The sequence below is a fragment of the Romboutsia sp. BSD2780061687b_171204_C1 genome, from assembly GCF_015560225.1.
GTDB lineage: Bacteria > Bacillota > Clostridia > Peptostreptococcales > Peptostreptococcaceae > Romboutsia_C > Romboutsia_C hominis.
In genome coordinates this window covers 183,696-199,737 of sequence record NZ_JADMRK010000003.1, presented here as the reverse complement: position 1 = coordinate 199,737, position 16,042 = coordinate 183,696, and the positions used below count along the sequence as shown (strand labels likewise).

16 protein-coding genes are annotated in these 16,042 nt (G+C 27.6%); 1 reads left to right on the top strand and 15 read right to left on the bottom strand.

Translation table 11 applies throughout. The annotated features are described in order from the left end of the window. Positions 1-89 precede the first annotated feature (89 nt). Positions 90-1,451: a D-serine ammonia-lyase gene (locus I2H23_RS08755; RefSeq protein WP_195581515.1), complete on the top strand. Its 1,362-nt coding sequence runs from the start codon at positions 90-92 to the stop codon at positions 1,449-1,451. 201 nt (positions 1,452-1,652) lie between these two features. Here I2H23_RS08755 and I2H23_RS08750 read toward each other — a convergent pair whose 3' ends face one another. The 15 genes from I2H23_RS08750 to ypdE all read right to left on the bottom strand — a co-directional run bounded on the left by I2H23_RS08750 (position 1,653) and on the right by ypdE (position 16,042). Further along, positions 1,653-2,093 carry an N-acetyltransferase gene (locus I2H23_RS08750; RefSeq protein ID WP_092922783.1) on the bottom strand — a complete coding sequence of 147 codons (441 nt, stop codon included), beginning with the start codon at positions 2,091-2,093 and terminating at the stop codon, positions 1,653-1,655. A 276-nt stretch (positions 2,094-2,369) separates the two neighbouring features. Then, positions 2,370-3,485 carry a 4-hydroxybutyrate dehydrogenase gene (locus I2H23_RS08745; RefSeq protein ID WP_092922780.1) on the bottom strand — a complete coding sequence of 372 codons (1,116 nt, stop codon included), beginning with the start codon at positions 3,483-3,485 and terminating at the stop codon, positions 2,370-2,372. Positions 3,486-3,735: 250 nt separating this feature from the next. Continuing rightward, positions 3,736-5,766: an ABC transporter permease gene (locus I2H23_RS08740; RefSeq protein ID WP_195581514.1), complete on the bottom strand. Its 2,031-nt coding sequence runs from the start codon at positions 5,764-5,766 to the stop codon at positions 3,736-3,738. Next, a complete protein-coding gene (locus I2H23_RS08735) occupies positions 5,756-6,523 on the bottom strand; it encodes an ABC transporter ATP-binding protein (protein ID WP_092922774.1) in 768 nt (255 codons plus the stop codon). Before I2H23_RS08735 ends, I2H23_RS08740 begins: the two co-directional genes overlap by 11 nt. A gap of 223 nt (positions 6,524-6,746) precedes the next feature. Beyond that, positions 6,747-7,784: a sensor histidine kinase gene (locus I2H23_RS08730; protein ID WP_195581513.1), complete on the bottom strand. Its 1,038-nt coding sequence runs from the start codon at positions 7,782-7,784 to the stop codon at positions 6,747-6,749. A 2-nt stretch (positions 7,785-7,786) separates the two neighbouring features. Continuing rightward, positions 7,787-8,455 (bottom strand): response regulator transcription factor, encoded by a 669-nt coding sequence (locus I2H23_RS08725; protein WP_195581512.1) that lies wholly within the window; start codon positions 8,453-8,455, stop codon positions 7,787-7,789. A gap of 435 nt (positions 8,456-8,890) precedes the next feature. Then, complete coding sequence (locus I2H23_RS08720) at positions 8,891-10,051, bottom strand: iron-containing alcohol dehydrogenase (protein ID WP_195581511.1); 1,161 nt, start codon at positions 10,049-10,051, stop codon at positions 8,891-8,893. Between the two features lie 25 nt (positions 10,052-10,076). Beyond that, a complete protein-coding gene (locus I2H23_RS08715; RefSeq protein WP_092922762.1) occupies positions 10,077-10,277 on the bottom strand; it encodes a hypothetical protein in 201 nt (66 codons plus the stop codon). A gap of 30 nt (positions 10,278-10,307) precedes the next feature. Next, the gene (locus I2H23_RS08710; protein ID WP_092922759.1) at positions 10,308-10,493 is read right to left on the bottom strand and encodes a helix-turn-helix domain-containing protein; all 186 of its coding nucleotides are present in this window, start codon (positions 10,491-10,493) and stop codon (positions 10,308-10,310) included. 114 nt (positions 10,494-10,607) lie between these two features. Further along, entirely contained in the window at positions 10,608-11,804 is a 1,197-nt protein-coding gene (locus I2H23_RS08705) for a MalY/PatB family protein (protein WP_195581510.1), read from the bottom strand. A gap of 4 nt (positions 11,805-11,808) precedes the next feature. Further along, a complete protein-coding gene (locus I2H23_RS08700) occupies positions 11,809-12,879 on the bottom strand; it encodes a M24 family metallopeptidase (protein WP_195581509.1) in 1,071 nt (356 codons plus the stop codon). 9 nt (positions 12,880-12,888) lie between these two features. Continuing rightward, positions 12,889-14,220 (bottom strand): PTS sugar transporter subunit IIC, encoded by a 1,332-nt coding sequence (locus I2H23_RS08695; protein ID WP_092922750.1) that lies wholly within the window; start codon positions 14,218-14,220, stop codon positions 12,889-12,891. Positions 14,221-14,251: 31 nt separating this feature from the next. Continuing rightward, positions 14,252-14,587, bottom strand: coding sequence for a PTS sugar transporter subunit IIB (locus I2H23_RS08690; protein WP_092922747.1), 336 nt, complete (start codon positions 14,585-14,587; stop codon positions 14,252-14,254). Between the two features lie 90 nt (positions 14,588-14,677). Further along, on the bottom strand, positions 14,678-14,983 hold the full coding sequence (locus I2H23_RS08685; protein ID WP_092922744.1) for a PTS lactose/cellobiose transporter subunit IIA: 306 nt from the start codon (positions 14,981-14,983) through the stop codon (positions 14,678-14,680). 15 nt (positions 14,984-14,998) lie between these two features. Further along, the gene (gene ypdE / locus I2H23_RS08680; protein WP_092922741.1) at positions 14,999-16,042 is read right to left on the bottom strand and encodes an aminopeptidase; all 1,044 of its coding nucleotides are present in this window, start codon (positions 16,040-16,042) and stop codon (positions 14,999-15,001) included.

Genomic DNA, 16,042 nt, shown 5'->3' with positions numbered 1-16,042 from the left:
TTTAATATAAACTTCATTTATCTTAGGTAAATTTATATAAATATTTATCTTTAAGAATTAAAAATAAAAATATAAAGGTGGTTATTATTATGTCTAATACAAAAGTTTTAAACAAAGAAATATCAACTTGGATTGATGAATATCCTTTATTACAAGAAATAATAGATTTAAAAGAATCAATATGGATAAATCCACTTCATACTAATTTTGATAAAGGTATGGAAAATGTTTCGCTTTCTAAAGCTGATGTACTAGATGCAGAAGCAAGATTAAATAGATTTGCTCCATACATAGCAAAGGTATTTCCTGAAACTCAATCAGAAAATGGAATAATAGAATCTCCAATAGCTAAAATAGATAACATGAAAGCTAAGCTAGAAGAAATCTGTGGTAAAGAACTTGCTGGAAATCTATTATTAAAATGTGACAGTCACCTTAAAGTATCAGGATCTATAAAAGCTAGAGGTGGAATATATGAAGTATTAAAACATGCTGAAGATTTAGCTTTAGCAAACAATATAATATCATTAGAAGACAACTATGCTAAATTAGATAGCGATGAAGTTAGAAAGTTCTTTTCTCAATATTCTGTAGTAGTTGGATCTACTGGAAACTTAGGCTTAAGTATAGGTATAATGAGTGCTAAACTTGGTTTTAAAGTTACAGTTCATATGTCTGCAGATGCTAGACAATGGAAAAAAGATTTATTAAGAAGCAGAGGCGTTGAAGTTATAGAGTATGAGTCTGATTACAGCAAAGCTGTTGAAGAAGGAAGAAAACAATCTGAAGCAGATGCTAATAGCTACTTTGTAGATGATGAAAACTCTAAAAACTTATTCTTAGGATACTCTGTTGCCGCTAAAAGATTAGATAAACAATTAAAAGATATGAATGTAAAAGTAGATGATAATCATCCATTATTTGTATACTTACCATGTGGTGTTGGTGGAGGTCCTGGTGGAGTTGCCTTTGGACTTAAGCTTTTATACAAAGATAATGTACATTTCTTCTTTGCTGAGCCAACACACTCTCCATGTATGATGATAGGATGCATGACTGGTGAGCATGATAAAGTTTCTGTTCAAGACTTTGGAATAGACAATATAACTGCTGCTGATGGATTAGCTGTTGGTAGAGCTTCTGGATTTGTTGGTAAAACATTAGAAAAATTAATGAGTGGATGCTACTCTGTTACTGATGAAAATATGTACAGATTATTAACTAAAATGGCTGATAGTGAAAATATATTCTTAGAACCTTCAGCTCTTGCTGGTGTCCCAGGTATAATAAATGTACTTACTTCTGAAGAAGGTAAGAAATATTTAAAAGCTAATAATCTTGAAGATAAGATAGAAAATATAACTCATATAGCTTGGGCAACTGGAGGAAGTATGGTTCCTAAGGATATGATGGATGAATACTATAACAAAGGTGTTTCACTACTTAAGTAGTGAATAAAAGGTATTATCAAGATTTTGATAATACCTTTTATTTATAAATTTAATTTTCTATTTAAATTCCCCTACTTTTTATATGACTTCGATTTCATTTTTTTAAATTTTAAATTATTCTTCTATATAAATCTTCAGACTAAATCTAACAACTGTATCTATTTATCAAGTGTAGCTATATTACTTATCTAACCAACTAATTTATCTATGAATTTTACTTTTATTTTTCATAGTATATTCAATACACATAGTGCCCTCATCAATACTTTCACTAACAACTTCAAAATTCATCTTTTTATAAAATTCAACAGATTTTGTATTATCTTTATAAACAGATAAAGTTAAGTTATCGTATAAATTAATTGTATGTTCAATTAACTTTCTACCAATTCCACAACCTTGGTAATTATTATCAACAAATAATGCACCTATAAATTCATTATTTATAATTGCTATAAATCCTTTTATATTTTCTTCATCTTCATAAACAAAGACATCTGATACAGGTATATAATCATGTTTTACTGTATTATAATTATCTTCCCAATATTTTTTTTCTATAAAATCGTGAGCTTTTATAGTACTTTCTAACCATATTTCCATTATTCTATCTATATCTTTATTCTCTAACATTCTTATCATATTGACTTCTTTCCCCCTACCTACGTATTTTATTTTAATGTTATCATTAACTTTTAAGTAATACTTAGTACATATATACTTTGTATAATTTTTGTACTATAAAAAAGTGCATTAACTAATTTTTTAATTACTTTAACGCACCTATTTTTTATTAATCTAATATAAATATATTCATCTATGTTTTCAGATTAAAAAATACATCTTACTTTATTAAATATAAAAGCTTATTTATATTTATATAAAAATAAAATAAATGTAAAATTTAACATTAGACATTTAGAATAACTCATTATAAATACATTTAATATTTTCTTTTGATAATGAAGTATAACTCTGACTAAGTAATCTTTGTTGGTTAGCTATAACATTTTCAGTAAATAGTAATATGTCAGATTCCTTCATACCGTACTCTCTTAAAGATTTTTTTTCTATAATATTACTTAGTAACTTTTCCATTTCATCATATACATTACAAACTTCACATTCTAGTAATCCACTTAAAATAATATTTAAATCCATTATCTTTCCACTTGGATTTTTTTTATTATAGACTTTAAAAACAGATGTGAAAAATTGATAATTAGCTTCACCATGAGGTACATGATATGTTCCACTTAAAGGAGATGATAAAGCATGCACTGCTCCATTTCCTGCATTACCAAAAGCAATTCCAGCTAAATTACTAGCAATAAGAAAATCATCTAGCATCGAAACTCTTGCATCTTGCCCTTCTTTAACAATTCTTTTAAACCCTTTTATTATTATTTCCATAGCTTGCTTACTAAACATCTCTGTATAAACATTAGCCTTTGGTGAAAGAAATGATTCTATAGAATGAATTAACGCATCTATTGCACTTGTTGCAAAGAATTTATATGGTAAATTTACTAGTAACTCTGGAATAAGTACCGCATAATCTGGATATAACTCATCAATTGCCAGTCCAAGTTTAGAGTTTAACTTAGTTATTTCTGTTATACTAACATTTGATACCTCTGACCCCGATCCACAAGTTGTTGGAATTGTTATCAATGTTCTTACTTTTTCTAACTTTATCTTTTTCTCAAATAAATCTGCTGTACACTTTCCATTTTTTAGAACTAATATTTTAGCCATATCTATTACTGAACCACCACCAATGGCTATAACTCTTTTGTAGTTACCTTTATTAAAATCTTTTAATAGAGCATCCATCATTATATCTGTAGGCTCACCATTTCCATATGTATCTTTATAAGCTACCGTTGCCTTTATGTCTAACTCTTTAAAATTTCGTTCATATATACCTTTACTTGCAAAAATAAAGTCATTCTCTCCTATTTTAAATTCTTCAATAAACTCTTTTGCCTTTTCAAATTTATGAATATTTGTCTTTGCCATAAATAAGTTCATTATTTTACCCCCGATGTTTATATTTTCTGTATATCATTTGTACTTAAAATAGTATATAAAAATACAGTCTATCCAACTAGTCTATAATTAAATTTATTTATATGCTATAATTTAAATATAGAAAATAACTCATCCGATAACTTAAACTTTCAATTATAGGATGAGTTATTTTTATTCAATGGTTGATACAATCATTAAGAATCATATGCAATATTGACTATCTATGTTCTTTCAATAGTACATACTTTAATTACTTATTTACAATTCTCCTATATCCTTTACATGTTCCAAAGAAGTATATAGCATAAATTACACATATACTCACTACTGCAACCACATTAGTTCCTACTGTATCATAGTCTCCAAATATTTTAATTACGTTATTTGCTACCTTTATTCCAAAATAACTATGAACTAAGGCTAAGGCTATTGGAAGTGAGAAATATATAAATACTTGTATAAAAATTGATTTGTTTATCATTTTTGAGCTTACTCCAAGTTTTTTAAGTATTTCATATCTTCCTAAACTTTCTGTTGCTCCTGATAATTGGTTAAGTGCAAGTACTGCTGCACTAGATATTAAGAATATTATCCCTATATATAAACCAATGTATAAAAACATAGCTGCATTAGACATATTAATTTCTAAAACCATTTGTTTACTTATAAATATTAAGATTGAACCATTGTCTTTTTGATATTGAATTTGTTTATTTTTACTTTTTTCAAGATTTTTAGTTAGATTATTTTCTGTATCTTTTTTATCTCCTACATAATTAAAACTTAAACACTTTTGACTTATATCATATTTATCTGCGTATTTATCTTCAACTACAAATGTTATAAAATTATCTTTTGCTAAATCATTTTCTAAAGATTGATTTTGATAGTTTTCATTTATTTTAAATTCATCATTTCCTATTTTTATACTTTTATTATTTTTTATATAATCTTTTATTGGGTTCTCCATAGTAGATGAATTTGTAACAAAAAGTACTTCTTTATCTTTTAAATTTATTGTTTTTTTACCTGCCATTTTATTTAGCTTATTATAATCTGATAGTTTTATAATAGGAATATTATGATCCATCGTAACTTTTAATTGCTTAGATAAAAAATCATCTGAAGTATTTTCAAACATTTTAATAAACTTTATAGGAGATTTGTAAAAATTATAATCTAAATATTCTTTTGAATAATCATTTACATTTAAATCTAACTTTTTAAGTATTTCACTTAATTTTTCATTGTTATAGTTTGTTTTTTCTTGAGGATTGTACGTTTCTATAAAAGTTGCATCATATGGGGTTTGAGACTCTGCTGATTTTTCCATGGCATTTTTTAGTCCTATTGCTGAAGAATACATCCCAATTGATATAAATAACATTAAACATATAATACTCATTGATATATAGTTTGTATTAATTTTACTGTTTAATTGTCTTAAAGTGAAAGTGTTAAGATTTTTTAGATATAAGTTTTTATCATTTTGAACTAATTTTATTAAAAATCCTGCCAAAGATCTAAAAAATAATACTGTTCCTACAACGCCTAAAAGTATAGATAGTTTAAAATTATTATCTGTTATGTCTACAAGAGCATTTTCTAAAATTAATTTATATGCAAATCCTAAACAAACTATAGATATTATAAATAGTGCTACAGATAATATTAAATTTGTGCCTTTTAACTTTTCATTTTTTCTTTGACTATTTATTAAATTTATAAGTTTATATCTTGAAACTACTACAAAATTTAGAATCATAGTTATAAAAAACATTATACTAAAATATATTATTGTTTTTATACAAGCTTCCTTTGAAAATATAAATTGATATTTTTTCATATCCAGTGAAAATAATTTTGCAGTAACTGAAGCTAGTCCTTGAGATAAAAATACACCTACAAATAGTCCTACTGCTAAAGACATAACCCCAACTATTATAGTTTCATAAAATAGCATAAAAGCAATTTTACTTCTACTAATACCTAGTGTCATATATATACCAAATTCTCTATTTCTTTTTTTAATTATAAAGTTATTTGCATATATTATTAAAAAACCTAATATGAAAGACACAAAAACTGATACTATTGAAATTATCATAGTTGTAACTTCCATTAGCTTTTTTTGATTTTCTGTCATATCCATCATAGCTGTTTGAGCTTCTACTGAGTTGAATATATAAAATATACAAACTCCTAGAACAAGTGTAAAAAAGTAAATACTATAATCTTTCATACTTCTTTGAACATTTCTTTTGGAAAGCTTAAATAACATTGTTATTGTCACCTCCTAAAAGAGTAACAACTTCTATAATTCTTTTGAAAAATTCTTTTCTATCATCATTTCCTCTTACTAACTCATTAAAGATTTTTCCATCTTTTATAAATAAAATTCTTTTACAATAACTAGCTGTAAAAGCATCATGAGTTACCATCATTATTGTAGAATTCATACTTTCATTTAGGTCAGATAAATTTTCAAGTAAAACTCTTGCTGATTTTGAATCTAGAGACCCTGTTGGTTCATCTGCAAGAATCAAAGACGGCTCATTTATTATAGCTCTTGCACAAGCTACTCTTTGCTTTTGTCCTCCTGATATTTCGTATGGAAATTTACTTAATATCTCTGATATTCCAAGTCTACTTGATACACTTTTTACTCTTTTATCTATTTCTGATCCCTTTACTCCTAGTATAGATAATGCTAAGGATATATTCTCATATACAGTTAAAGTATCTAGTAAATTAAACTCTTGAAATATAAATCCTAAATGTTCTCTTCTAAACTTTTCTATATTTTTTCTTGATAAAGTTGTTATATCTTTATCTTCAATTTGTATGTTTCCGGTAGTTACCTTATCTATTGTTGCTATACAATTTAAAAGTGTAGTTTTACCACTTCCACTAGGTCCCATAATCCCTATAAATTCACCCTTATCAACTTCAAACGAAATATTATTAATAGCTTTTGTTAGATTTTTCTTATTCCCATAATATTTTTCTATATTTTTAACCTTAAGAACTGTACTCATTTTATCTCCTCCATATTTTTTAATTTATAACTTTATTTTATAGTCTTTAGAGGATTTAATTAATAAGATAACCTTACGACTATCTTACGAAAATGTAAGTTTATTTACTTCTTAGGAAATTATATTTAATCCTGATTTGTGGATAAATATAATTTCCAACATATAAACTTGAGTAACGGACCTGTTTTTCAAGGTCGTTGGCAACATGAGCAAAGCGAATTTTTTATATTTGAATCATATTACTTTTTGGAAAAGTTATTTTTACAGTAGTTTCTTTATTAACAACAGAGTATATATCTAATCCTAAATACATCTTTTCTGCTAATCGTTTTGATATATAAAGTCCCATTCCTGTTGATTTTTTTAGTTTTCTTCCATTAATCCCTGTAAAACCTTTGTTAAAAACTTTTTTTAAATCCTTCTTATCAATTCCAATTCCATTGTCTTTTATATACAATTCTAGGCTATTGTCTTTAAGCTTTGTGTATATAGATATCTTTGGAAGTTCTTTTTCTAACTTTTTATTTATAGTTTTATCTCCTATGTATTTTATAGAATTTACTATAATTTGATTTAGTATAAACTCCATCCATTTTGCATCACAATAAACTATTTCTCTAAAATCTTGTATATCTATACAAATCTTCTTTTCCCTAATTAAGTTTTTATTTCTTTTAATAGTGTTATTTATACACTTTCTTAAATCTGTTTCTTTTATTATGTAATCTATTTCTATTTCATTAGATTTTGAATAATAAAGAGCTTGTTCTATAAAACCTTCTACTTTTTCTATTTCTTCTAAAATACTTAATGTATGTTCATTTTTATTATTTTCTATAACTAACTTACTAGCTGCTATTGGAGTTTTTATTTCATGAACCCACAAATCAAGGTATTCTCTGTATTCTTCTTGATTAAATTTATATTTATTGACTTCTTCATTCATAGATTTATCTGTAATGCTAAGTACATCATATAAAATTTTTCCTTCGCAAAAAGATGGTCTTTTTATAACTACTGGTAGTAAATACTTTTTGTCTAATTCATTTAAGGAATTTATTACTTGATCGTAGTAACTTTTCTTTTTAAAATATCCATAAAAAATTTCTATACTACTTAAAACTATCCAAAGCATTGTTGTAAAAATTATTGTTACTCTTTCAACTTGAGATGCTTTTAGTATAAAAATTACAAAAGCAAGAAATATAAAATTTAATAATATACCTAAGCTTCTATCTTTTAAATAATATTTTATATTCATAGTTACGGCATTATATAGCCTCTCCCCCTTTTAGTTTCTATATATCCACTACATCCAATTTCACTTAATTTCTTTCTAAGCCTATTTATATTAACAGTTAGAGTATTATCATCTATAAATAAATCTAAGTCCCATAAATAATCCATTAAATCTCCTCTTGATACTATCTTCCCCTTATTTTTCATTAAACAATTTAGTATTCTAAATTCATTTTTAGTTAAGTCTACTTCTTGATTTTCAAATATAGCAATATCTTTAGATAAATCCAATGCCAACTCTTTATATAAAAGTATGTTTGTATTAGATTCTTTATATGTTCTTTTTAAAATTGAATTTATTCGTGCTAATAAAATTTGAGTATTATACGGCTTTGTTATAAAATCATCTGCTCCTAAATTCATACTCATAAGCTCATCCATTTCTGTATCTTTACTCGTTACTACAATTATAGGTATATCAGATTTTTTTCTTATTTCTCTACAAATATAATACCCATCATATATAGGTAAATTTATATCTAATAAAATTAGATGTCCATTCAACTTTAAAATATCTTCTATAATATTTTCAAATTTTGTTAAGCATACAACGTCATATTTATATTTTAATAAGAAATTTTTTAGCTCCATTCTAATTTTTTCTTCATCTTCTACTATAATAATTTTCTTCATAATATTTTTTACCTCCATTTTAAAGATAATTATATCATTTTGGTTGATTCTTTCAATTTATTAATTTTAAATATTATATGAACAGTTTAATAAGTTTTAGCTAAAATACATATTTTATAGCAAAATATAAGTTTCTAATATTTTAAATATATTTTTAGGTATTGAGTATTCATTTTTATTAATCATTATTAATATTGTTAATTTTATTAAATTACTTTCTTTTTCTAGTTTAATTGTGCAGTACTTTTTATTTCATTTTGTTTTATAGGTTTATAATAGTAAGCATGCTTGAAAATCTCTAATAAAGTATTTACGAAATTTTTAAAATAAAAAAGTTGAAACAAGTATCGTAAATAAATACTTGTCCCAACTTTTATATTGTTAATTAACATTCCCTTTTTGATATGGTATTTTAAATATTATGAGATGTTTTTATTAATATGCTGCTTTAAATATATTTATTATATCTTGTTTGTTACCTTTTCTAGGATTACTAAATGCATTTCCATCTTTAAGGGCCATTTCAGCCATATATTCAAAATCTTCTTCTTTTATTCCCATTTCTTTTAGTGAAGTTGGTATACCTATATCTTTAGATAATCTAAACATTGCATCTATCGCTTTTTCAGCTGCTTCATGAACTGATAAACCATCTATGTTTTCTCCCATAAATTCAGCTATATCAGCGAATTTTTGTGGGTTAGATATTATATTATACTTACAAACATGAGGTAATAACATTGCATTAGCAACACCATGTGGCATATCATATAATCCACCTAATTGGTGAGCCATAGCATGAACATAACCTAAGTTAGCATTATTAAATGCCATACCAGCTAATAATGATGCATAAGCCATATTTGTTCTAGCTTCTAAATTCTCACCCATAGCAACTGCTTGTCTTAAGTTATTAGATATTAATTTTATCGATTGTATGGCAGAAGCATCTGTTACAGGGTTAGCATCTTTAGAAACATATGCTTCTACTGCATGAGTTAAAGCGTCCATTCCTGTAGCTGCAGTAAGTCCTGCTGGTTTTCCAACCATTAATTCTGGATCATTGAAAGATACTAATGGTAAGTTTCTCCAACTTACTATAACATATTTTACTTTTGTCTTTGTATTAGTTATAACACAGTGTCTAGTAACTTCACTTCCAGTTCCTGCTGTTGTGTTTACTGCTAATATTGGTGGTAGTGCATTAGTTAAAGTTTCTATACCTGCATATTCATATAAATCACCTTCATGAGTTGCAGATATACCTATACCTTTACCACAGTCATGAGAAGAACCTCCACCTACTGTAATTATCATATCACAGTTTTTATCTTTGAAAACTTTTAAACCATCAGCTACATTTGTATCTTTTGGATTTGGTTCAGTTCCATCGTATATAACAACTTCAAGACCTGCTTCTGTTAAATATTTTATAGTTTGTTCAACTGCTCCATTTTCTTGGTTTCTTAAGAATTTATCTGTAACTATTAAAACCTTTTTCCCGCCTAACATTTTAGCCCTTTCGCCAATAACTTTTAAACATCCTGGTCCCATAAAGTTGACACTTGGTACTAAATAATCATACATTCTGCCCATTTTATATTCCTCCAATTTGTATACATTATTTTTTATTTATAAAAAGCATAAAATATTTTGGGATTAAATTTTGTATCCTACCCCAATTTAATGTTTTCGTTTTCCTTGTTATAATTTTAACTTTTTTTCTTATCAAATACATCTTAATATCTTGTTTTTCTATGTAAAATTTTAGTCTATTTTTATTTAAAAAATGTAATTTTTTGTTCTTTGCTATTTTTCCCATAAAAAAAGTCCTATTTTTCAATAAGACTAGTTATATATATCTAAATTCTTTTGGCGTTATTCCCTCTAACTTTTTAAATACCCTTATAAGGTAGCCACAATTTTCAAATCTTAAATATAAAGAAATACTATTTATTGATTTGTCTATATCCATTGACAGTGGTTTTGCCCCTGCTATCTTTTTCATATTTAAATATTCGATAAGATTAATTCCCATTTTCCTCAAATAAAATTTGACTTGTCATCATAGCTCCTAAATAAAAATAAATCCCATATATATCGATTAAAATTCAATATATATGGGACTTACCTTTTATGCCTTAAAATTGATTTAAGCTTTTTGACAATACATACTTATATAAGTTTCTTTTATTCTATTTAGAGCTTCATTTAATGTTTCTTTAGGACATCCTATATTAAGGCGAATAAATCCTTCTCCATCTTTTACAAAATAACTTCCAACTACCATAGTTAAATTTGCACTTCTAAAGAATTCTTTAGACTCTTCTTCATCCTTAAATACTTCTCTTACGTCTATCCATGCTAAGAAAGAAGAGTCAGACTTCATAACTTTTGCTTTTGGCATATATTTCTCAAAGAAGTCATAAACTATTTCGAAATTACTTTCTACATAATCTCTCATCTCATCTAACCATTCTTCACTTTCTTTGTATGCTGCAACAATGGCTGGAATAGCAAATACATTTGGAGAAGTTATTGAGTTACTTTTTAGTCTTTCCAATAAAGTTTCTCTAACCTTAGCATCTCTTATTACTACATAAGATGTTTTTAGCCCACCTAAGTTAAATCCTTTGTTAGGAGATACACATATTATACTATTTTTATAAATTTCTGGATGAGCATTCCATAAAGATATAAATGTATGTCCTTTAAATACTACGTCTCTATGAATTTCATCACTTACTAAAAGTACATTATACTTCAAGCATAATTCTGACACTTGATATAGTTCTTCTTTTGTCCATATACGGCCTGATGGATTCTGTGGACTGCAGAATATAAATACTTTTATATCACCAGACTTCATTTGATTTTCCATATCTTCAAAGTCAAGATAATATCTATTATTTTCTAGCTTTAATGGGCTACAATATAACTTTCTATTGTTATTTACTACAGCTTCTGCAAAAGGATCATAAGCAGGTGTATTTATTAATACTCCTTCTCCTTCTTTAGTATACGCTTGAACTATATAATGAAGAGTTGAAACTGTTCCGAAAGTTAATTTTATCCACTCTTTTTCTATATGAACATCAAATCTTCTTTTGTTCCAATTTATCACGGCTTCATAGAAGTCATCTCCTATAAAGGTATAACTATAATCTCCCACAGATGCTCTTTTTGTAATAGCTTCTTTTATAGCTGGAGCACACTCAAAATCAATATCAGCTAAATCCATAGGAATTGCATCTTCATCTAATCCGAATTTTTCTTGAATTACACTATTGCTCCATTTTCTACAATTACCTTCTTTACGATTTAACACTTTGTCAAAATTATATTTCATAGCTTTACTCTCCTAATATTATAAAGTCCTTAGATGTCTTATTGAGTGAAATACCTTTACCATCGATTATGACAATATCATCTTCTATTCTAACTCCCCCTACATCTGGAATATAAATACCTGGCTCGCAGGACATTACCATACCTTCTGTTAGAATATCATCACTTCTTGGGTTTAGTGTTGGCACTTCCCCATCACCAAGACCTATTCCATGACCTAATCCGTGGTTAAAATAATCACCAAATCCATGATTCTCTATAATTTGTCTAGCAATTTTATCAACATCACTAGCTTTCATACCTTGTTTAATTGACTCTATTGCCGATAGTTGTGCTTTTAAAACTACATCATATATTTCTTGAATAATTTTAGGTGGCTTACCTATAGATACTGTACGAGTCATATCAGATTGATATCCTTGGTAAACAACACCAAAATCTATTGTTATAGCTTCATTTTTCTTTAATTTTTTAGTTGTAGGTCTTCCGTGTGGCATTGCTCCCCTTTCACCAGATACTACTATTGGTTCAAATGACATGCCACTTGCACCCTTTTTAAGTGCATGATATTGAAGTAGGGCTGAAACTTCTAGTTCAGTCATACCTTCTTTTATTTCAGATATGACCTCACTAAATACTTCATCTGTAATCTCACAAGCTTTTTTAATAAGCTCAATTTCCTCTTTAGATTTTACAGCTCTTACTTTACCTAATTCGTTAGTTATTAAGTTAATATTAAAACCTGCCTTATCTAATAAAATATACTCTTGTATACTCATAGTTTGGCTTTCTATTGCTATATTTTTTATATTCATTTCTTCTAACAATTCAATTATATTTTCTATATAAGATCCCTGAGATACAACCCTTTTTATAAATCCAGATGTTTTCTTATCTGCTTCATCAGTATATCTACCATCTAGAATTTGATATTTTTGTTCTTTTGTGATAAGCACATAAACACCGCTACCGGTTAATGCTCCTATATATCTTTTATTATTTTTTCCTTTAATTAAAAGAGCGTCAACGTCTCTTTCTTCAATTAAATCTATTATTTTTTTTACTCTATTATCCATAATAAAATATTAGAAATCTAATTCTAAATCTCCTAATAAATCTTCGTCTTCTTTAGAGAATATATTCTTAGCTGCATTTTTAGCTTCTTCTTGTTCCTTAGCTTCTTGTTGACGTTCCATTATCTTGAAGAATGGCCAATATAGCGCAACTGCTAGTACTAATTGTAAAGCATTAACTACTATAGAACGCCAATCTCCATTAGTTAAGAATCCTTCTAAGAATACTCCTACATATGGAGGGTCAAATACTGGTTTTGCTAGCCATCCCCAGTGCATAAGAAACATTGGCAATGTACCTATTATAGCTCCACCAAATACATGTGGTATAAACATTATTGGGTTTAATATTATTGGAGCACCAAATAATATTGGTTCATTTATTCCAAATAATGCTGGGAATAATGATACACGTCCTATCTTCTTATAAGTTTGGTTTTTAGATAACATACAAGCTACTACACATCCTATACTAATACCACAACCTGTAAATCCGAAGAATGCACTTGAAACCCCTCCTGTAAAGAAGTGAGGTATTGCTTCTCCTGCTTGCATTGCTGCTATATTTTCAGCTATAAATGTAACCATTATAGGTCCTGTTAAAGGCTTAAATACTGATGAGTGTATACCAAAGAAGAATATAGTACATATAGCAAAGTTAAGTGCAAGAACTGCCCATGGATTATCCATACTTCCTACTAACGGAGATAGGAATTGAGTAAGTATTTGTGGAGGTAATTCTCCAAATACAGCTAATGAAATAAAACGAGCTGCTATGAAAGTACCACAAACTATAATAGTAGTTGGTATTAATTCAAAAGATTTAGATACAAAATCTGGTACTCCTTCTGGCATTCTTATTGTAATATTCTTTTTCTTACAGAAGTTATATAACTCTACAGATCCAAGACCTGCTATCATACCTGTAAATAGACCTTTAGCACCTAGGTTTCCTAATTCTAATGCACCATCTGGTGTAAAAGTTGCTACTAAGAATAAAAATGAGAAAGTTGCAAGTGTAACACAACCTGGTATATATAATTTATAATAATTACCTAAGTTAAAGGCAATACACATACAGGCATATAATCCTATTAATCCTATAGAAAGACTTACTGGTAAATCTAATACTGCTGCATTTTTTAATATAAATTGACTTATTGGATTGCTTTTTCCAAGCATATTTGGAAGTGCTGGAAGTATTGCAAATATACTCCCCAGTATTGTGAATGGCGTCATAGCAACCATACCAGCTTTTATAGCCCCAAGGTGACGTTGATTGTCAACCTTGTGAGCTAAAGGCATAAATACTCGATTCATAAACGCTTCAAACTTAGCAAACATATTTAATCCCCTTTTCCCTATACTATTTTTATTATCCTTGAGCTAATTGATGTTTTTTATAAGTTACTAAAGCTAACTTCATAACTGTAGCTCCATCCATTTTTCCATAAACATCTTTATCTATTACTGCATAAGGTTTATTTTTTGGATCTAATATCCCTTTTAAGAAGTCTAACTTATGAGATATTTGAGGTCCTATAAGTACTATATCCCACTCATCAACTTGACTTTCTATTGAATCTGCTGGTATCGCGGTAAATTCGAAATCGTTTTCATCAAGTTTAGCACTTTCTTTTACTACCTTCTTCATATTTTGCATTAACATATTTGTAGAGAATCCACCTGCACAGCATAATAATATTTTCATAACAATTCCTCCTAAAGTTTATATTTTTTATTTTCCTTTAGAAAGCTTGCCTTTCTAAAGGAGTATTTGTATAATTAATTTGTTTATCTACTACTTATCAAAAACTTCTATTAAAGCTTCTATTAAATCTTTTGCTAATTGAGAAGTCATATAGTGGTCTTGAGCATGAACCATTAAAAGACTCATTGCTGGACTTTCAACATCTTCATTTAAATCTTGAGTTATTAATTCTGTTTGTATTCTGTGAGCCTCAATATCTATTTTACGAGCTTCATTTATTAATGCTCTTGCTCCCTCAAAATCCTTTTCCTTAACCTTTTTTAAAGCTTCGAAAGCTTTTGCTTTACTGTCACCTGCCGTTGATATAAGCTCCATTATTTGCATTTCTGTTGACATTTTTTTATTCTCCTTTTAAATAAAATTCTTTATATTTTTATATCTTTCTTCATCAAAATTTAAAATTAACTGAGTATACAACTCTATAATAGCTTCTAAGTCTTTATTACTTACTATAGAAAATGCACAATGTCCATATCTAACTGGGACACAAGTTACTGCACAAGGTTTACCTTCATTTATAAGATGTGCCTCTCCACCATCAGTTCCACCTGATTCAAACATATCATGTTGAAGATGTATATTGTTTTTATCAGCAGTTTCTATTATGTAATTTATCATTTTTCTATTTGGAACTAAGGTTCTATCTCTATGCATTAGCATTATGCCTTTATCTATTTGTTTTTGATTTGTATGATCTCTTAAAAATTCATTTTTAGCACATGCTACATCTATTACAAATACTACATCAGGATTTATTAACTGAGTTGCTGTTTTTGCACCTCTTATACCAACTTCTTCACTACTCGTAGCTGCAAAATGAACATTACAATTTATATCTTTTTTCTCTAGTCTTTTTAAGACCTCTCCCATTACAAAGCATCCAATTCTATCATCAAAGGCCTTACCTACTAATCTATTTTCTAAAGTAAATTCTTCAAAATCAGTAGTGTATGTTACCATGTCCCCAACTTGAATACCTAAATTGTATACTTCTTCTGCTGTATATGCTCCAACATCTGCATACACCTTCTCAACTTTACCATCATTATATGTTCCATTTATGATAGCAGGGATTTTCTTCCCTTCGCTTGTAGTGATTCTAACTTTTTGTGTGAATTGTGCAAGAGGTTTTACTCCTCCTATTGTTATTAAATGAATCATACCAAGCTTATCTATACTTCTTACCATAAACCCTACTTCATCCATATGAGCACAGATCATTACATTTGGTGCTTTTTCATTTTTTATCTTAGAAAAAATTATACTCCCTAATCCATCACATACTATTTCATCACTATAATCTTTCAACTCTTCTAATAAGACTTCTCTAATTTCTCCTTCATTAGAGGCTATCCCATCTGCTTCTGATAATTTCTTAAAAAAATCTATATTCAT